General features: G+C 64.5%; 16 protein-coding genes and 1 pseudogene. 8 read left to right on the forward strand and 9 right to left on the reverse strand.

Features of this window, described 5'->3' with window-relative positions; translation table 11 throughout:
• Positions 1-248: 248 nt before the first annotated feature.
• A complete protein-coding gene (locus CIT37_RS07030) occupies positions 249-1,277 on the forward strand; it encodes a glycosyltransferase family 2 protein (protein WP_095424774.1) in 1,029 nt (342 codons plus the stop codon).
• Positions 1,278-1,280: 3 nt separating this feature from the next.
• Here the strand turns inward: CIT37_RS07030 and CIT37_RS07035 are convergent, their stop codons facing one another.
• Positions 1,281-2,273: a glycosyltransferase gene (locus CIT37_RS07035; RefSeq protein WP_161966342.1), complete on the reverse strand. Its 993-nt coding sequence runs from the start codon at positions 2,271-2,273 to the stop codon at positions 1,281-1,283.
• A 246-nt stretch (positions 2,274-2,519) separates the two neighbouring features.
• Between CIT37_RS07035 and CIT37_RS07040 the strand changes: the two genes are divergently transcribed.
• From CIT37_RS07040 to CIT37_RS07050, 3 genes are all read left to right on the forward strand, one after another.
• Positions 2,520-3,623 carry a glycosyltransferase gene (locus CIT37_RS07040; protein WP_095424775.1) on the forward strand — a complete coding sequence of 368 codons (1,104 nt, stop codon included), beginning with the start codon at positions 2,520-2,522 and terminating at the stop codon, positions 3,621-3,623.
• 3 nt (positions 3,624-3,626) lie between these two features.
• The gene (locus tag CIT37_RS07045) at positions 3,627-4,976 is read left to right on the forward strand and encodes an O-antigen ligase family protein (RefSeq protein WP_099421833.1); all 1,350 of its coding nucleotides are present in this window, start codon (positions 3,627-3,629) and stop codon (positions 4,974-4,976) included.
• Between the two features lie 118 nt (positions 4,977-5,094).
• Positions 5,095-6,240, forward strand: coding sequence for a GNAT family N-acetyltransferase (locus CIT37_RS07050; protein WP_028140066.1), 1,146 nt, complete (start codon positions 5,095-5,097; stop codon positions 6,238-6,240).
• Between the two features lie 58 nt (positions 6,241-6,298).
• On the opposite strand, the gene wrbA is transcribed toward CIT37_RS07050, so the two are convergent.
• The 3 genes from wrbA to CIT37_RS07065 form a co-directional block, all read right to left on the reverse strand.
• Positions 6,299-6,898 carry an NAD(P)H:quinone oxidoreductase gene (gene wrbA, locus CIT37_RS07055; RefSeq protein ID WP_038947528.1) on the reverse strand — a complete coding sequence of 200 codons (600 nt, stop codon included), beginning with the start codon at positions 6,896-6,898 and terminating at the stop codon, positions 6,299-6,301.
• A 130-nt stretch (positions 6,899-7,028) separates the two neighbouring features.
• Positions 7,029-7,727 carry a pirin family protein gene (locus CIT37_RS07060; RefSeq protein WP_028140068.1) on the reverse strand — a complete coding sequence of 233 codons (699 nt, stop codon included), beginning with the start codon at positions 7,725-7,727 and terminating at the stop codon, positions 7,029-7,031.
• 35 nt (positions 7,728-7,762) lie between these two features.
• Positions 7,763-8,515, reverse strand: a complete 753-nt coding sequence (locus CIT37_RS07065) for an SDR family NAD(P)-dependent oxidoreductase (RefSeq protein ID WP_038947526.1) — start codon at positions 8,513-8,515, stop codon at positions 7,763-7,765.
• Positions 8,516-8,633: 118 nt separating this feature from the next.
• Between CIT37_RS07065 and CIT37_RS07070 the strand changes: the two genes are divergently transcribed.
• Positions 8,634-9,569, forward strand: a complete 936-nt coding sequence (locus CIT37_RS07070; RefSeq protein ID WP_028140070.1) for a LysR family transcriptional regulator — start codon at positions 8,634-8,636, stop codon at positions 9,567-9,569.
• Between the two features lie 31 nt (positions 9,570-9,600).
• Here the strand turns inward: CIT37_RS07070 and CIT37_RS07075 are convergent, their stop codons facing one another.
• On the reverse strand, positions 9,601-9,858 hold the full coding sequence (locus CIT37_RS07075) for a hypothetical protein (RefSeq protein ID WP_028140071.1): 258 nt from the start codon (positions 9,856-9,858) through the stop codon (positions 9,601-9,603).
• Positions 9,859-10,007: 149 nt separating this feature from the next.
• On the opposite strand from CIT37_RS07075, the pseudogene CIT37_RS07080 reads away from it, so the two are divergent.
• Positions 10,008-10,995, forward strand: a pseudogene (locus CIT37_RS07080) (tripartite tricarboxylate transporter substrate binding protein).
• A 70-nt stretch (positions 10,996-11,065) separates the two neighbouring features.
• Here CIT37_RS07080 and CIT37_RS07085 read toward each other — a convergent pair.
• On the reverse strand, positions 11,066-13,684 hold the full coding sequence (locus CIT37_RS07085) for an autotransporter outer membrane beta-barrel domain-containing protein (RefSeq protein ID WP_095424776.1): 2,619 nt from the start codon (positions 13,682-13,684) through the stop codon (positions 11,066-11,068).
• A gap of 313 nt (positions 13,685-13,997) precedes the next feature.
• On the opposite strand from CIT37_RS07085, the gene CIT37_RS07090 reads away from it, so the two are divergent.
• On the forward strand, positions 13,998-14,345 hold the full coding sequence (locus tag CIT37_RS07090) for a hypothetical protein (protein WP_095424777.1): 348 nt from the start codon (positions 13,998-14,000) through the stop codon (positions 14,343-14,345).
• Positions 14,346-14,413: 68 nt separating this feature from the next.
• Here CIT37_RS07090 and CIT37_RS07095 read toward each other — a convergent pair whose 3' ends face one another.
• From CIT37_RS07095 to CIT37_RS07105, 3 genes are read right to left on the reverse strand one after another with little or no spacing between them, the layout of a single operon-like run.
• The gene (locus CIT37_RS07095) at positions 14,414-15,241 is read right to left on the reverse strand and encodes an adenylate/guanylate cyclase domain-containing protein (RefSeq protein ID WP_095424847.1); all 828 of its coding nucleotides are present in this window, start codon (positions 15,239-15,241) and stop codon (positions 14,414-14,416) included.
• Positions 15,242-15,300: 59 nt separating this feature from the next.
• Entirely contained in the window at positions 15,301-15,768 is a 468-nt protein-coding gene (locus CIT37_RS07100; protein ID WP_028140075.1) for a YbaK/EbsC family protein, read from the reverse strand.
• A 38-nt stretch (positions 15,769-15,806) separates the two neighbouring features.
• On the reverse strand, positions 15,807-16,538 hold the full coding sequence (locus tag CIT37_RS07105) for a haloacid dehalogenase type II (protein WP_095424778.1): 732 nt from the start codon (positions 16,536-16,538) through the stop codon (positions 15,807-15,809).
• 195 nt (positions 16,539-16,733) lie between these two features.
• Here CIT37_RS07105 and CIT37_RS07110 point away from each other — a divergent pair, with 195 nt between their 5' ends.
• A complete protein-coding gene (locus tag CIT37_RS07110) occupies positions 16,734-18,497 on the forward strand; it encodes a caspase family protein (RefSeq protein ID WP_095424779.1) in 1,764 nt (587 codons plus the stop codon).
• Positions 18,498-18,821: the final 324 nt, after the last annotated feature.

Raw genomic sequence — 18,821 nt, forward strand, 5'->3', positions numbered from 1 at the left:
TTGTTCATGTTGGGTCTTCGCCGGCGCATGGACCGCGAATTGCAGTACCACGTGCTCATGATTTCGCGGGAGAAACAGACGAAAGCAGTTAAACGCATGATGTTGTCTTGGGACCGCCGGGAGACCCGCGTGAGGCGCCATGAACTGGCCGTTCGTTTTGGGACGCATCTGTCCCGCGACGATGTGCCGTCGCGGGACGTACGAATGAAGCAGGGCTTTTTCAATATATCTCGGACATCTAGAACGTCATGACATTGATCCCGACAGACCTGTCTGCCACGCGTATCTCGGATGCCGTGCGCGATCCCAACCGGGAGATCGCGGCGAGCTCCGGGGTCATCGACCTGTCGGTCGGTATCGTCGTCTGCATTCCCTGCTTTCGCCGTCCGCAGCACCTGCGGCTGACGCTGGAGTCGCTGGCGAGCCAGCGGACCCCGCGGTCCTTTGCCGTCGTTATGGTCGAGAACGATGCCACGCAGCGCGAGAGCGCGCCGGTTGCCGCGGAGTTTCTGGCCGCCGGCAGGCTGCAGGGCGTCTGCCTCGTCGAGAAGCGGCAGGGCAATTGCCAGGCCATCAATGCTGCGTTCGAGACGGCGCAGGCACTGTTTCCTGCCGCAACCCGCTTCCTGATGATCGATGACGACGAGATCGCATCAAGCGACTGGCTCGAGCTGATGGTCCGTACCGCGGAGGCGACCGGCGCCGACGTGGTCGGCGGGCCGGTGCTGCCGATGTTCGACGATGACAGCAAGCCGTGGCTTTCGCGTCATCCCGCCTTTTGTCCCGCCTACGACTATTCCGGCGCTGTGCCGCTGATCTATGGCTGCGGCAATTGTCTGATCACGCGCGCCGCCTTCGAGCGGTTCGACCGTCCCGCGTTCGACCTGCGCTTCAATTTCCTCGGCGGCGGCGATTGTGATTTCTTCGTGCGGTGCCGTGATGCCGGCATGATCTTCCACTGGACGGCGGAGGCCGTCATCACCGAGACCGTGCCGCAAAGCCGCACCAGCCTCGGCTGGATCGCCAAGCGTGGCCTGCGCATCGGCGCGATCAATTACCGCGTGCAGTACAAGGCCGCGCAGGGCGCGGCGGCGCGAGCGCGGGTGTTCGCGCAGATGCTCGGGCGATTGCCGCTCTCGCTGGTTCGGTCCGCAGGTCTGTTGACGTCGTCGAAGGCCGTCGTCGCGATGCATCCGGTGATGGTCGCGCTCGGCTCGATGCTCGCGGCATTCGGGATCGAGCCGAAGCCCTATGAGGCCTCGAAGATCGTGTCGTGACGATTAGATGCCGAAGCGGGCGAGGGCGGTCCTGGCCGCGGCGCGCGGCAACGCCTTGAGCGAGCGCCGGCCGACCATTCCGAGATAGCCAAAAGCCTGGCGATATCGGCCGAAGCGAACCGCCTGCATCGCCGAGTAGGTGATGAGATGAAGTTCGGCGGCGAGGCGCAGTCCGGTCGCCATGCCCTCGGGCAGGCGTGCCAGGATCAGTCCGTCGTCGAATACCCTCGCGATGGCAGGGAAGAAGTCCTTCGGCGTCCGCACCGCCGCGTTCATGGTGTTGGCGGTGTGCAGGCGATAATCGAGCAGCAGTTTTGGCGCGAACTCGAACTCGCCGATTGCGGCGAGGCGACACCAGCAGTGCCAGTCCTCACAATAGCGCAGCGATGTGTCGAAACCGCCGATGGCCCGGAAAGCTTCCGCGCGTGCCAGCGCAATACCGCCATTGACGATGAAATTGCCGGCGGCGAGCCGCGTCAGCACGTCGCCGGACGGCTTCCGGCGCCCTTTCAGCAGGCCGCGCCGGCCGATCTGGTGTCCCTCGCTGTCGATCGTGTTGTAATCGCCATAGACGAGCACCGCCCGCGGAGCCCCGCGTGCCGCCTCCAGCAGTGCCGCCACTGCGCCGGGGCGAAGGCGGTCGTCGGCATCGAGGAACAGCAGCCATTCGCCGCGGGCATATCGCGCACCGAGATTGCGCGCTGCCGACACGCCGGCGGAATCATTCGTCATCAGGCGCAGCCGCGGATCGCGAATGCCGCGGACGATGGCGGTGGTGTCGTCGGTCGAGCCGTCGTCCACGACGATCACTTCGCCCACCTCGCCCTGCGCCAGTGCGCTGGCCAGGGTTTCGCCGACATAGGCCGCAACGTTCTTGGCGGGAATGACGACGGACACCGACGAGGTCGAGCTCGACGGCAGGGGCTGGCGTCCCGCCGGAACGAGGCGCGTGGTGGCCGGCAAATCGAGAACGTCTTCGGCGGTGATCTGAGCCACGGCTCGCCTTTAAGAGTCTGTTAACCAGGACGCATGCGCTGAATGGATGATGCGATCGATCGCAGCATGGGCAGGCCCAGCGAATGATACTCGCATTACAGCCTGATCGTTGCCGGGAAGGCCTGCGCGGCGCCGGTTTCGTCAATTAGCGTTAAGCCGCTGGCATTAAGCCTGTGGCAAATTTGGAAGAGAGTGACAGCCGGTCCCATGCGAGAATGCGCATCCGGTTGCCGCGGATGGAATCCAGTGCCCGCAAAGACATTCGAACACGACCCAGATGCGATGATCCTCAACCTCTTCTATGAGGACAAGGACGATCGCTGGTTTCCCGGCGACCGGCATCTGCGGCGCATGGCGCGCCGCTTGCTGCTCGGCGAGCCGCGCATGAGCGGCCAGCTTCGCGTGTTCCTCAATCTCTGTGCGGGGCTCGACCGGCTCGGCATCCGCTACCGCGTCAACGACTACGGCTACATCGCGCGGCATCCCGACGAGCTGGCCTGCATCGTCGGCCGCACCTTCCTGCTCGACAAGTTCGCGTGGAAGAACCCGATCCTGCTCGGCGTCGCCGCCCACAATCATCCGCTCGACGATCCTGATTTGTTCAAGCGGCTGCCGGTGAAGAAAGTCGTGGTACCCGGCCCCTGGTACGTGGACATGTACCGGCCGTACTGGCCCGAGACGGAGGCCTGGCCGGTCGGTATCGACACCGATCTATGGGCGCCGTCGCAGGCCTCGCAGAAGGCCGTCGACGTGCTGATCTACGACAAGGTCCACTGGGATCGCGAGCGTTTTGCGCCGGAGTTGATCGGACCCGTCCGCGCCCGCCTGCGAAAAGAGGGGCGCTCCTTCGCGGAGCTGCGCTATGGCAGCTACAAGGAGGAAGATTATCAGGCGGCGCTGGCGGCCTCGCGCGCGATGATCTTCCTGTGTCAGAACGAGAGCCAGGGCATCGCCTATCAGCAGGCCTTGTCTTGCGGCGTGCCGGTATTCGCCTGGGATCCGGGCGGCCCGTGGCGAGACCCCGATTACTATCCGCACCGCGTGCAGTTCGCGCCGGTGTCGTCGGTGCCGTATTGGGATGAGCGCTGCGGGGCCAAATTCGTCGACGTCGCCGGGTTCGAGGCCGGGTGGGACGACTTCTGGGAAGGGTGCGCTGCGGGCGTGTTCGATCCGCGCGGCTATGTCCTGGACAGCCTCACGCTGGAGCAACGGGCGCTGCAATACTACGAGATCGCGCGGAGCATCGTGCGGCAGCCGGCGGCGTCGCTGGCCCCCGCTAACCCGGTCGATGGACGCTCGATGGGATTGAGCCCGGACCTGGAGCTTCCCCGGCGTCACCAGGTGTCCTGAACCATGGACCGCAGCGCCGCCGACATCACCCTCGATGCCCGATCGTTGGGCCGCGCCTTCCGCGACGGCCTGGCGGAGCTGAATGCCGTGCAGGCCGCGCGTTGCATCGTAGCCGTCGCGTCGCTGCTGCTGGTGCTGGTGACGCTCGATCCGTTCCCGGACCTGCGCAATCCCGATGTCACCACCGTCGTCGGCGGACGAATGGCGCTGGCCTATGTTTCCTGGGGACTGCTCGCTGCGGTCGCGGTGCTGCTCGTCGCCACCACGGATGCGCCCGCGCTGAAGACCCTGGTGACACCGCTTCATCTCTGCCTCGTGGGCTGGCTGGTGATCAACATCGTCCTCTCTGAGAGCCGCGGCGTTTCGATCCAGCGCTTCGTGCTCGCCGCCAGCGTGACGTCGCTCGCCGTCCTGCTGCCCTTGCTGCCGCCGACGCAGCGCAGCTTCAATCTGTGCCTGGGTACGGCCGCGCTGGTGCTGCTCGCGCTCTGCTATCTCGGTGTCTTCCTCGCGCCGCACTATTCGATCCATACCGCGTTCGATATCGGCGAGCCGCAGCTTGCCGGCGACTGGCGCGGCAGTTTTGGCCATAAGAACATCGCCTCGCCCGTGATGACCATCCTGGTCTATGTCGGCATCTACCTGACCGCCGTCGGCTCGTTCGTGATGGGACCGGCGATCGCCGCGCTGGCCGGCATCTTCCTGATCTTCACCGGCGGCAAGACCTCGACGGTGCTGTGCCTTGCGATCTACGCGCTCGCGTCGCTGGTCTACGTGACGCCAAGCCTGTGGCTGAAGCGGATCATCTGCTTCGTGCCGCTGATCGTGATGAACCTGCTGACGGTCGGCAGTGTCTTGAGCCCGGCGTTGGGAGCGATGACGCGCTTGCTGCCGCTCGATCCGACCTTCACCGGCCGCTCCGCGATCTGGGAGTTCGCGCTCGCGGCCGTCGCCGAGAAGCCGATCATCGGTCACGGCTATGCGGCCTTCTGGGATGATGTCACCGCACGGCAGACCGCCCAGGGCGCCGAATGGGCGACGTCGGCGGCGCACAGCCACAACAGCTATCTCGACCTCGCGGTCACCATCGGTCTGCCGGGGCTGCTGCTCGTGATTCTCGTGTTCGTGCTCGCACCGCTCGGCAATTTCCAGTCAGCCCAGGCTCACAGCCGCAGTGGGGCGCTGGCAAAGCTGTTCCTGACCGTGTGGCTGTTCGGCCTGTACTACGGCGCGACGGAGACCTTCCTGCTCGAACGGCAAAATCCGATCTGGTTCATGTTCGCGCTCGCGGTGGCGGGCCTGCATTTCCTCGCCAGGTTCCAATGCGTCGAGCCGATGGAACCGGAGCGCTGACAGCTTGTCGCAGCCGGGGCGATGGTGGCATCGGCTTAACGATTGAGCGGCTACGTCTCTTGTGATGTGCGACAAACATAATCTATCTCGAAACATTCAGTAATCGTATGCCCCGCAGATGACGTTCCTCAGCGTCGAGCAACCAGATGGCCTCGTGTCCAGCACGTCGAACGTCGCTGTCGATTTCGTGCGTGACTGGCGGCAGGCCGCGTCGCGTCTGAACGCCGGGCATCGCACCGCATTCCAGCATGGTTACTGGCTCGATGCATGGTATGAGGCGTTTCACGATTTTGCGCCGCTGATCGCGATGATCTCGGATGCCGCCACCGGCAAGGATATCGCGGTCGTGCCGATGGTCAGCCACATCAGGCGCGGCATCCGCATCGTCGAATTCGCAGATCTCGGCGTCTCCGACAACAACGCGCCGATCCTGGCGCTCGATGCCGCGTTGGACGCGGCGGCGATGGATGCGATCGGCGGGGCACTGGTCGAGGCGATGCGCGCCTTGCCGGATCGCTTCGACTTGCTTCGCCTGAGGAAGATGCCGGCCCAGGTCGGCGGCAAGCCGAATCCGCTGGTGTCGCTCGGGCGGATCGGATCCTCATCGCTCAACGGCAATGTCGTGCTGCTGGGCGACGACTATGAGGACTACCAGGCCTCGATCAAGCGCATGCAGATGCCGCGTTGCTGGCGCGTCTTCAGCCGGCACGAAGGAGCGCGGTTCGAGATCGCCGCGGACGTTGCGCGCGCGCATGAGCTCCTTGACGTGACGGATGTCCAGCAGCAGGCGCGCATGCGTCAGCTCGGCTCGCGGTTCGTCCTCAACGACGACGCCCATGCGCGGTTTTACCGCGAGGTCGCCCGCCAGGGCGTCGCGGAAGGTTATGCGGTCGTCACAGCGCTCGTCTGCGATAAGGGTATTGTCGCCACCGCGTTCGGCGTCAGATCCGGCGCGACCTACTACCTCTTGCGCATCAGCCACGCCGGCAATTCATGGTCGAGCTGCTCGCCGGGGCTGCTCGTCGCCGAGCGCACGATGGCGGCGCTGCATGCAGAGGGCGTGCGCCGTTTCGACCTCAGCATCGGCAACCAGGATTACAAGCGGCGCTTCGGTGCCGAGAGGGTGCCGCTGACCGACGTCAGCATCGCGCTGTCCTGGCGCGGCGTTCCTTTCGCATGGCGCGACCATGCCGCGCAGGGCCTGCGCCGCCATCCCGCGGCGGCCGCCCTTGCGGCGCGCGCCATGGGCAAGGGAACACGCTGAAGCGGCACTCCCGACGGGAATGCCGCGACGCATCGGCGCTACCGATCAGCCATGGAGCTCAGCCGTGGAGCTTCCTGGCGGTCTCCGCGATCTGGCGTCCCTGATAGCGCGCGCCGGCGAGCTCGTTGGCGCTGGGCTGGCGACTGCCGTCGCCGCCGGTGATCGTGGTGGCGCCGTAGGGTGCGCCGCCGGTGACCTCGTCGAGCTTCATCTGGCCGGCGAAGCCGTAGTTCATGCCGACCACGACCATGCCGAAATGCAGGAGGTTGGTGATGATCGAGAACAGCGTCGTCTCCTGGCCGCCATGCTGGGTCGCGGTGGACGTGAAGGCGCCGCCGACCTTGCCGTGCAGCGCGCCCTTGGCCCAGAGCCCGCCGGCCTGATCGAGGAAGTTCGCCATCTGCGAGGCCATGCGGCCGAAGCGGGTGCCGGTGCCGACGATGATCGCATCGTAATTGGCGAGATCCTCAATCTTGGCGACGGGGGCGGCCTGATCGACCTTGTAATAGGAGGCTTTCGCGACCTCGGCCGGCACCAGCTCCGGCACGCGCTTGACGTCGACGGTGGCGCCGGCCTCGCGCGCGCCTTCGGCGACGGCGTTGGCCATCGCTTCGATATGGCCATAGGCGGAATAATAGAGGACGAGAACTTTGGTCATGGTGGTCTCCGTTGGGGGGAAGAGTTGGATGATTGTTGGGATCGTCGAAGCCGTGGATGGCCGGGACATAGGCTGGCGGAAGCGACGCCGTCCTTCAGACGGCTATGCCCGGCCATGACGGCGAGAGCGTTTACGCCGCGTCGACGAGCACGAGCTCGGTGTCCTCGAGCGCGGTGATCTTCAGCCGGTCCTCGTCGCGGATCGCGGCGCCGTCGCGGGCGTTGACGCGCACGCCGTTGATCTCGACTGAACCTGCCGCAGGCACCAGGTAGAGATGCCGCGCCTTCTGCGGCGCGTACTCCGCGCTCTCGCCGGCCTTCAGCGTAGTTGCGAGCACCCGCGCATCGGCGCGGATCGGCAGCGCGTCTGCATCGTCATCGAAGCCGCTCGCGATGGTGACGAGCTTGCCGGAACGATCCGCTTTCGGAAACGGCTTCGAGCCCCAGGTCGGCTGTCCGCCGCGCGTCGTCGGCTCGATCCAGATCTGGAAGATCCGCGTCTGGGTCGGCTCCAGATTGTACTCGGAGTGGCGGATGCCGCTGCCCGCGCTCATCACCTGCACGTCGCCCGCTTCAGTGCGGCCTTCGTTGCCGAGGCTGTCCTGGTGCGTGATCGCGCCCTCGCGCACATAGGTGATGATCTCCATGTTGGCGTGGGGATGAGCGGGAAAGCCGGTGTTGGGCGCGATCTCGTCGTCGTTCCACACCCGCAATGCGCCGTGACCCATGTTGTTCGGGTCGTAATGGCCAGCGAAGGAGAAGTGATGCTTGGCCTTGAGCCAGCCGTGATCGGCGCCGCCGAGCTTATTGAAAGGTCTGAGTTCGATCATTTGCGTAATTCCTGTGTGGGTGGTTGGCGCCTCGATCAGGCGCCGAACCCGCCGTCGACGTTGAGCACCGTGCCGGTGACGAAGGAGGCGTCCGGGCTTGCGAGGAAGACGATGCCGGCGGCGACTTCCTCCGGACGGCCGAAGCGTTGCAATGCGTGCTGCTTGCGCTGGGTCTCGGCGAACTCGCCGCCATCCTTCGGGTTCATGTCGGTGTCGATCGAGCCGGGCTGCACCACGTTCACGGTGATGCCGCGCGGACCGAGGTCGCGTGCCGCGCCCTTGGTGTAACCAACCACGGCGGCTTTGGTGGCGACGTAGTCGGCAAGCCCAGGGAACGAGGCGCGGTCGGCGAGCATGGAGCCGACGGTGACGATGCGGCCGCCTTCACCCATCAGCTGCGAGGCGGCGCGGATCGCCGCGATCACGCCGTGCACGTTGACTTGATCCTGGCGGGCGAGGGCATCCGTGTCGGCATTGGCCTCGTCGATGGCACCGCCAGTGGCAACGCCGGCATTGTTGACGAGGATGTCGAGATGGCCGAATTCCTTGGCGACGTCGTTGACGAGCTGCGTGACGTCCTTGGCGGAAGCCTGGTCCGCCCTGAAAGCGCGGGCCCTGACGCCCTTGGCCTTCAACTCGGTGACGACGGCTTCCGCCTTGTCCGGCGAGGCCACGTAGCTGATGGCGACATCCGCGCCTTGGTCTGCGAGAGCGCGGGCAGAGGCCGCGCCGATGCCGCGCGAACCGCCGGTGACGAGGGCGACCTTGCCTGAGAGCTTCTTGGTCATTGGATTTCTCCATTGCGTAGGTTTGCGATTGACCCTTGGATAAGCCTCCGCTTGTGGTATAGAAATAGAAACTGTTGAAACGCATTGTTTCCATAGATGCCCCGATTGGATGGCCCTGATGGCAAAACTCCCTGATTTCGAGGCGCTCGCGATCTTTGCGAAAGTTGTGGAGTTACGGTCGTTTGCGGGGGCCGCGAGCGAGCTCGTCATGTCCAAGGCCACGGTGTCCAAGGCGGTGACACGGCTGGAGGAGCGGCTCGGCGCCCGGCTGTTCAACCGCACCTCACGCCGGCTTGCGCTGACCGATGCCGGGCACAAGCTCGCCGAGCGTGCGACGCGGCTGCTGACCGACGGCGAAGCGGCGGAGAACGAGGCGCTGGCGCAATCGGTGGCGCCGCGAGGCCTGGTGCGGCTCGCCGTGCCCATGACGTTCGGCATCAAGGCGGTGGCGCCGCTGCTGCCTGAGTTCTTCGAGGCCTATCCGGAAGTCTCGGTCGATCTGCATTTGAGCGATGCGACCGTCGACCTGATCGGCGAGGGTTTTGACATGGCGGTGCGGATCGCGCGGCTGCCGGACTCCTCGCTGATCGCGCGGCGGCTCTTCACCATGCCGCGCTTCACCGTGGCCGCGCCGTCCTATCTGAAGAAGCACGGCCGGCCGACGCATCCGATGCATCTGGCCGAGCACAAATGCTTCAGCTACGCCTATATGTCGACGCCCAACATCTGGCACTACACCAATTCCGCCGGCGAGCAGGCCAGCGTGCGCCCGGGTGGACAGCTCCGCGTCAACAACGGCGAAGCCGTGATGCCGGCGCTGATTGCGGGCCTCGGCATCGCCGAGCTGCCCGAGTTCATCGTTGGCGAAGCGATCTCATCGGGCGCCGTCGAAGTGATCCTGAAGGATTGGAAGCAGGCCGAAGGCGCCGTGCACCTGGTGACGCCGCCCGGCGGCCCGCGTCCCGCCCGCGTCGAAGCCCTCGGCGATTTCCTCGCGGCCAAGTTGCCGGGCACCTGCAAGCGGCGGACGCGTGGGAAGGTCAAGGCGTCGTAGGAAAGCGAGCGGCATCAATGACGGTGTTCGCCTACGCCACCTTCACGCCGTCGATCGCGACGATACGCAGGCTTGGCTTCAGCGTTTCTTCCAGCTGCGACTTCAATACGTGAACGCGAGGGTCTCTCGAACGCTTCGCACAAACCGCATATTGATGGACCGATTGCGCCAATGCGCGGCGCGCTTCCGGCGTACGCGTCACTTCGGGCCTTGCAAGCCGCAGAACGATCGCGGCGAGATTCACCAGCATCTCGTCCAGGGCGACATCGATGGTTCCAATGTTTGGCATCACGAACTCCCTCAAGAGGGCAACAGCGGCTCCAGGCATGCGTTCCGGGCTCGGCCGAACATGGCTAACGCTTCGTAAAAATCTTGTTCTTGCCGATCGCGGCGCTAGGCTGGGTGCGAAACAAGAAAATTCGGGGAGAGGGACCTGCCATGGATCGACGCGACGTCCTGCGCGCCGCTGCTGCACTGCCGTTGCTGCGCGCTGCGTTACCCGGACCGGCCTCTGCGCAAACCTACCCCGCCCGCAACATCACCATGATCGTGCCGTTTCCCGCGGGCGGACAGGCCGATCTCGCCGCGCGGCCGGTGGCGATGGCGCTGGAGCGGATCCTCGGCAAGGCCGTCATCGTCGACAACCGTGCCGGAGGCGGCGGCGGCTCGGTCGGCAATGCCGCGGCGGCACGCGCCGAGCCCGATGGCTACACGCTGCTGATGACGCTGTCCTCGCTCGCGGTGCTCCCCGAGGCCGACCGGCTGTTCGACCGTCCCGCCGCCTACGAGGTCTCGCAGTTCATGCCGATCGCGCGCGTGCTCGCCGATCCCACGCTGCTGGCGGTGCCGGCCTCCGCGCCATGGAAAACGGCGCAGGATTTCGTCGAGGACGCGAAGAAGCGGCCGGGTCAGATCACCTACGGCTCGTCAGGCCCTTACGGGACGCTGCATGTGGCGATGGAGATGTTCGCCAACAGTGCCGGCATCAAGCTGCTGCACGTGCCGTTCCGTGGCGCGGGTCCCGCGCTCACCGCAATCCTCGGTGGGACCGTGCAGGCGATCGCCGCCGCGCCGGGGACGCTGAAGCCGCAGGTCGACGACGGCAAGCTCCGCGTGCTCGGCAATTGCGGCGCCCAGCGCATCGCGAGCTTTCCCGATGTGCCGACCTTCCAGGAGCTCGGCTACAAGGACGTCGAGATGTATATCTGGGCCGGGCTGTTCGCACAGAGCTCTCTTCCCGCGCCGATCGCGACCCGCCTGCGCGAGGCGATGGCACAGGTGATGGCGAGTCCCGAGGTGCTCAAGGCCTTTCGAAACCTCGGGCAGCCTCGTCGCCTATCAGGATGCGCCGGCCTTCGCCGAATTCGTCGCGACCGACAGCAAGCGGCTGATCGCGGCGGTGAAGAAGATCGGCAAGGTGGAGTAGGGCTTCGCTTCAAGTTGTCTGTTTAAGCATGATCTTTCGGAAAACCGCTGCGCACTTTCCGGATCATGCTTTAGAATTCGCTGCGGACAACGCCCCGAAGGGTATGCCGGTCATATCCCGGCGCGAACGCGCCCTCGTAGGATGCCTTGAACGATGTCGCGGCCGTGAGGTCCCATCGGATCTCGGCACCGGTGAGCGCCACCGTGCGCGCGCGCTCGACGCCGGTGATCGCGAACGGAATGCCGGGCGCGCCTTCGAGCGCAGCGGTAATGGTTGCTGCGTTGCCGGAAAACTCATGGCGTACGGCAAGGGTCGCGCCGAACTGCGCCGCGTGACCGTTCGGCATCATCATGCGGTGATGGGTGCGCAAGCCGGCCGTGCCGTAGCCGACGTCGAAGCTGCCGGCGCGCACCAGCTGATTGACGCCGGGCGCGCCGGTCTCGGAGAAGCTGCCCTGGCGCGTTGAATACCAGTCGGCCTTGGCGAACGGCTCGGCCGCAAAACCCCATCCGGTCTCGAAGGGACGTGCGATGCCGAACGACGCGGCAAAGGTATTCGCCCGCGAGGAAGCCGTTGCAGTCTGTCCCAGGAACGAGATCGTGCGGGAGGATTCCAGCGCCGCGAAGGAATAGCTGATGGCGGATGCGAGATTGAATCCTCCCGCTTCACCGCGTGCGTAGAAGCCGGCATGACCGGCATTGGCGTCGATGCGGTCGGCCCGGCCCGCCATGCGCAACTGACCGGTCGATGCGCCGATCGCAAGGCCGGCCGTGAAGCCCGGCAGGTTCCAGAGATCGGCGCCGAGGGCCGCGCCGCCAACGGCCGTGCTGGTCCCGAAAGCAATGTTGCTCGCCGCCACCTTGTCCCAATTTCCGTAGCCGCCGAACCAGATGCTCTGCACCGGTGCAGCGCGGCGACCCCGCAGCGCCTTGCCGATCGGGTCCACCGGCGCCTCGGCGTAGGCTGTGGCTGACATCCGCACGCTCTCGCCGCGCGACTGCGTGCCGGCGTTCCACATGAAGCTCTGGAACATGTCGGCCTGGTCCGCGGTGAAGCGGCGACCGTCGGCGTGAATCTGCCCGGCGAGATCGTCGAGGCCGGCCTTGATGCCTGATGTATTGAGCGCGGCGAGCGTATTGATCGCGGTGCCGAGCGGACCGGATGCGCCGCCGGACTGCGCCTGATCCAGCGCGCCGGCCACCGCCGTCTGGTTCGGGGTCAGGCCCGACAGCGTTCCGAAGCCGCCGATCTGTTGCAGAAGGAAGTAGACATTGTTGGCATCGTAGCTGAGTTGCCCCGAGACCAGCGGGCTGCCCGAGGTCGTGAGCGTCGCGAACGTGCCGGTGACGCCGCCGGTCGCGGTCAGGATCGTATATTGGGTGTTGGCGAGGAAGCCCGCGCCGAGCGGCACGATCTGCACCGTGCCGCCATTGAGCGTCGCCGTCCCGGTCGCCGCGATCTTGTCGGACTGGCCGCCGGGATTGATCTCGACCTGAAAGGTCGAGCCGGCGTTGAAGGTCAGATTGCCGCTGACATTGAGGGTCCCGATCGAATTGCCTGAAACGACCATGCCGCCATTGTTGACGACGATGCCGCCGACCGTGCCGGTGCCGCCGAGATAGCCGCCGTTGACGGTGACGACCGATGGCAACGTGCCGTTCACGATCAGGCCGCCCGCGTCCACCGTGGTGGCTCCGTTGAAGGCGGTGGTGCCGGTCAGCGTCCAGACCGAGGTGCCGGTCTTTGTCAGTTGCTCGAACTCGTCGAATTGAAGGCCGGCTCCGAGATTGCCGAGATCGAACGAGGCGCTGCCGCTGCTGCCAAGGTTCAGCGTGTCGGTGCCGGTCCCGCCGCGAACATTTCCGGTGATCGTCGAGCCCGGGGCGAGGCCCAGCAGGTCATCGCCTCCGGACAGGTCGATCGCTCCGCTGCCGCCGCCGGAGATGGTTCCGGCATTGAGGACAGTGTCGGTGCCGGAAGAGCCCTGGATGGCGATGAAGAAGCCGCCCGAAATCGTGCCGCCATTGATGAGGGTATTGCCGCCGGCAATGAGCTGCACGCCGGTATGGCCGCCGCCGATCGATCCACCCTGATAGACAAGGACGACATTGTCGCTGGACGTGCCGCTAATCCGCAGTCCCGTCGTGTTTCCTCCGGTGCCGACGACCGTCCCGCGAATGTTGACGAGATTGCTGTTCGAATTGTCGATGACGATGGCCGCTTCGGCGTTGCCCGTACCTTCCGCGATCCCGCCAGCCGCGATCGTCACATTGTTGTGGCTTGATCCGTTGGAGAGCAGCACGGCTCCGCTGTAGGTCGAAGCTGTCGCCTGATCGTTGACGGTGACATGCGAAGCGATGGTGCCGTCGAACACGATCGCGGGAATCCCGGCGCCCGGCAGGAGCGACGTCAAGGTACCGTCGCCGACGTTGACCGTGACGTTGCTGCCGCCGGTGGCGTTGATGTGGTCGGTGTTGCCGAGGCCGGTGCAGGTCGCGACATCGCCCGAATTGAGCGCGCCAATCGTGCCGGTGCCGGCCACAGTGCAGGCCGCGAGCGCCGGGACGGCTGTAAGGACGGGCAGCGCGGCAAGCACCAGCGGCGCCAGCGCCGCAGTCACGAGCAGCCTGTTACGCAGGATGGCGGCCGTTGTGGTGTTTTGCGCACAGGCCGGTATTGCAGTCGGCATCGACGGATTCCCTCATTCCAGCGCAATTGCTAGCGGGGCCGTCGCCGCGGTTCTTGGCGTTATGCGAAATGCCCTATGGCCAAAGGCGCAAGCCCGCCGGTTTGCGCTGGCCCTGTTGCGGCGGTGCCACGGACCGTGGCGCCGCATGTCGCCCGGGCAAGTGGACAACAGCGCAGGGGATGACGTTGCGGGCAACCCGAATATTTAGGGTGAATTGGGTTCCGAAGCCATTTTCACATTTTGTTGTTGGTTCAGAACCGGGTCCTGCCTCATTGATTGATGAAAATCGACGGGAATCGAGAAGGATCGGGACATGCGAACAGAGCGGATTGCGCTGGGTGTGGCGCTCGCGGTCGGCGGCATCGTCGCGCAGGGCGCTGCATGCGCCCAGGAATATCGCGGCACCATGGAACAGCAGATGGCATGTACGCCGGACGTCTGGCGTCTGTGCAGCGACCAGATTCCGGACGTGAGCCGGATCACCGCCTGCCTGCAGCAGAACACGCCGCAGCTGTCGAGCGGCTGCCGCGCCGTGTTCCAGTCCAACAACCAGATGCCGCCGCAGCAGCAGGTCCCGCGCAATCGCGCCGCACCGCCGCCGCGCTATAACAATGCGCCGCCGCCACCTCCGCAGCGTCCCTATGACGATTACGACGATTAGGCTCTGAAGAGAGCAGGATCCGGAAAATTGCGCAGCGCCAGGCGCGACGATGCGGTCGTGCCGCCGGGTCAGCGCTCGGTCTGGCTGTCCGATTCAGGTTGTCCAAGCACCATCCGCAGGACGACACCGAAGAGAATGGCTGCGACCGGCCAATGGAACCAGATCTTGTTGCCAGTGAAAAGATTGATCAGAATCAGGAAGGCCGACACCGTGAGGGCCGCTGCCAGCGGGCGGGGCAGCTTTGCGAGCCAATCCGAGACGACATTCGTCGCCGAAGACAGCTCGCGCCTGTTGTCCATTCGCGGAGCACGCGCTCGCTCTGAGGGCGCTGCGCTTGCCTCGATCGGGACGCTTCCCGGCACCGCCGTTTGGCTACCCAGGGTCAGCCGATAGCTGGTCAGGGGCGCGATGTTCTTCAGGGGACGCTGGCCGAGACAGTCGAAGCCAACCGACAATTTGTTGTGCACCTGGTCGTAGACGGAGCTCGAGATCACGACGCCGCCGGGCTCAGCGAGCTCTTGCAGCCGCGATGCGATATTGACCCCGTCGCCATAGATGTCGGAGCCGTCCACCATGACGTCGCCGAGGTTGATGCCGATGCGAAACTGCATCGGGCTCGCCTGCGGCGCGTCCGCGGCCTGACTGGAGATTTCCTGCTGAATCTCGACCGCGCATTGCACGGCCTCGACGACGCTGGCGAACTCGGCGATCACGGCATCGCCCCAGGTATTCACGATGCGGCCGTCATGGCGCTCGACCAATCGCGCGATGGCGGTGCGGTAGCGGCGGAGCGTCTCCAGCGTTCCGGTCTCGTCTGCTTCCATGAGACGAGAATAGCCGTACACGTCAGCGCACAGCACGGTGGTCAGTCGTCGTTTCACCTTGTCGTCGGTCATCGGCGCCATGCTAGCCTCCCTGATCGGCAAATGCATCAGGGATCGTATCCGGTGCCGCCTTACGGCCTGACCTCGCAGACATCGACCCATTCGGCGGCGGTCAGCTCGGCCATCCGGTCGGGCGTGATGCGCACCGCGCTGTGGGTCGAGCCGGCGGCCGGGACCACGACGTCGAAAGCCTTCAGGGAGACGTCGCAATAGATCGGCAGCGGCGACTTCAGCCCGAACGGGCAGACGCCGCCGACCTCATGGCCGGTGATGTCGGCGACCTCCTCCAGCCCCAGCATCTTCGGCTTGCCGCCGAACTGCGCCTTGACCTTCTTGTTGTCCATGCGCGAGGTGCCGGCGGCGACGATCAGGATCACGCGTTCGCCGACGCGCAAGCTCAGCGTCTTGGCAATCATTCCGGGCTCGACCCCGTAGGCTTCGGCCGCCAGCGGCACCGTGGCCGAGCTGATCGGCGATTCCATCACTGTGATGTCGGGGGCTTTCTCGGCGAAAAAGGCGCGAACGGATTCCAGGCTCATTCCGGGCAGCTCATTTCAGACTTTGCGGGCGGCGATGCCTAAGCAATCATTGGCAGCTCGGAGAGCGCCCGGACACGATGATCCGGTGCGAAACCAAGCTCGTCCATCTGGGTGCGGATCGCCCTAAACATCGTCAGCGGTGCCATGAGTTCGTTCTCGACGCAAGCCAGCGCCATGGCTTCCGGTGTCACCCGCTCGATCCAGGCGACGTTCAGCCCGAACGCTTTCGCGCCCGCCACGTCCCAGGGGTTGGAGGACACGAACAGAGTCTCGCTCGGTGCGGTGCCGAGCACTTCCCCGATCAGCAAGTAGGCCTCCGGGCTCGGCTTGAAGATCTTCTTGGCATCGACGCTGATGGTGGCATCGAGCAGACGATCGAGGCCGGAATTGCGCACCAGTGCATTCAGCATGTCCGGGCTGCCGTTGGAGAGGATAGCGAGCTTACGCGGCTTGAGCGCTGCAAGCGCGCTTGTCGCGTCCGGATAGAGGTCGAGATGCAGATATTTCTCGATGACGCGCTCGAACGCCTCGCTCTCATAGGCCAGCCCGAGCACGCGCAGCGTATAGGCCAGCGAGTCGCGGGTGACCGCGGTGAAATCCTGGTAGCGCTGCATCAGCGAGCGCAACCAGGTGTATTCGAGCTGCTTGATGCGCCAGACCTGCGTGATGATCTCGCCATAGCCGGGAAACGCATCCTCGGTGACCTCGGCCACCGACTGGATGTCGTAGAGCGTTCCGTAGGCGTCGAAGACGACGGCTTTGATGGTCATCGGCTGTCCTTCCAGGATCGTTGTGGGCACAAGAACTCCGCTTGGGGGAGTACGCGTTGTCGTCAGCTTACCAAGGCACAGCGGAAGTTTGCCAAACTGCAGGCACGGCATCGAAGTGTGATCAGCATCACAGAGCCAATGCTTGCCTTTCATCAGGCTCGACGTAGGCTGCGCACACTTTGATCGGGGCCTACGATGGGCGCTCTTCGCTGGTTTTCATTATTCTTTTTCATCTGGCTGACCTGCGGTTCGGCGCAGGCCGAGCGTCGCGTGGCGCTGGTGATCGGTAACTCGGCTTATGAAAAGGTCGCCCGGCTCGGCAATCCCTCCAGCGACGCTGCGCTCGTGGCGGAAACCTTGAAGGCTGCCGGCTTCGATCTTGTCGACCTGCGTCATGACCTGAAAGTAGCCGATATGAGGCGGGCGCTGCGGGACTTTATCGAACAGTCCCGCGATGCCGAGGTTGCGGTCGTTTACTATGCAGGTCACGGCATCGAGGTTGATGGGGTCAATTATCTCGTCCCGATCGATGCTGTCCTCGAACGTGACACTGACATTTATGACGAGGCAATGTCGCTGGATCGGGTGTTGGTCGCTATCGAGCCTGCGAAAAAGCTGCGGCTGGTGGTTCTTGACGCATGCCGTGACAGCCCGTTCTCGAAGGTGATGAAGCGGACCCTCGCTTCCAGGGCGATTGGGCGCGGCCTCGCAAAGGTAGAACCGTCAGGCCCCAACACCCTGATTGCCTTCGCATCGAAGGCAGGTTCAACAGCGCTGGATGGTGACGGCAAGAATAGTCCGTTCACGGCGGCGATGGTTCACCACGTCACCAAGCCGGGCCTGGATCTGCGAAAGGCTTTTGGTTACGTCCGCGACGAAGTTTTGAAGTCTACCGCCAACAGGCAAGAGCCATACCTCTACGGCTCACTTGGAGGCGATGATCTATCGCTTGTCCCGGCAGTGGCGGCGCCGTCACCAACAGGACCGCAGGCGGATCCGCAGACGGCAATCCGAAGGGACTACGAACTGGCGCTGCAACTCGGCACCCGCGATGGCTGGGAAGCCTTTCTGTCTCAATATCCGGATGGTTTCTATGCCAACCTTGCGAGAGCGCACGCGAAAAAAATCGCTGCAGAAGAGGCGCGGGCAGCTGCCGCTGAAAAGGCGAGGCTAGCGGAGCAGGAGAGGGTTCGACTTGCCGCAGAAGGTGCAAGACAGTTCGAGATAGAAAAAGCAGCTGCGGCTGCCAAGGCAGCTGAAGAGGCCCGCATCGCTGCCGAGAAGGTCAAGCAGGTCGAGCAGGACAAGGCTGCTGCGGCTGAAAGAGCTCGTCTGACAGCCCAGGAGAACGCGGCGCGGGAACTCGCAACTCGAGAGAATGCCTCGCGAGAAAAGAACCAGCAAGTCGCTGCTCTACCACCTCCCGTCGAGACGGAGCAGATCAGTGCCGACACAGCTCGCGCGCTGCAAGCCGAGCTACGTCGCGTGGGATGCAATGTGGGCGTTGTCGACGGCGTTTGGGGTGAGCCCTCGCAGAAAGCCCTCGACCTCTTCAACAAGCACGCTGGCATGAAACTGAATGTGAGCGTCGCCACTACCGACGCGCTGGACGCCGTCAGAAACAAGGGCGGGCGAATCTGTCCGCTGACTTGCGAGAACGGCTACCGCGCAGAGGGGGACCGCTGCACGAAAATCACCTGCCGCAAGGGCTACGTCCTGAACGACGAGAATGAGTGCGAGAAGAAGGGAGCGTTGCCTGAAGCAAAGAAAAAGCCAGAGCTGCAGCACCGCGAAGCAAGACCCTCTTCGTCCTCCGCCGTCACGCGCGCTGATGCGGCTCTATCTAACGGCACCTACCAGAAATGCATGGGCCCCATCACGGGATGCTATGCAAGGGCCATTCAGCAGATGGACCCGCAGAGAGCCAAGATCTGGTGCAGTCGGCAGCCGACGTGCTGAATCACCAAGGCGGAGAAAAATGAAATTTGCTTGTGTTTGGGCTGTTGTCGGCGCAGTCGCGTTTTGAACTCGCATCGGCTCAAATGGATGGAGTCGTTCAACGGTCGAGGCGCAAGGCGCATGCTCTCAATGATCGATTTGCTTTCTTTCTCAGTCAAATTCTTGGGTAAAGTCTGACTTGACACTGAAACGAGGGGCCGGGTGATGTCGAGGATTCTTGCAGTTCTTTTTGTTGTAATGTTTCCGCTGGTGTTTGCGGTCGAAGCGAGGGCTCAGGTGCACAGTCCAGCAGCCAAGATGAGCTCTGACAACGGACAATGCCCC

Source organism: Bradyrhizobium ottawaense (assembly GCF_002278135.3).
GTDB classification, from domain to species: domain Bacteria; phylum Pseudomonadota; class Alphaproteobacteria; order Rhizobiales; family Xanthobacteraceae; genus Bradyrhizobium; species Bradyrhizobium ottawaense.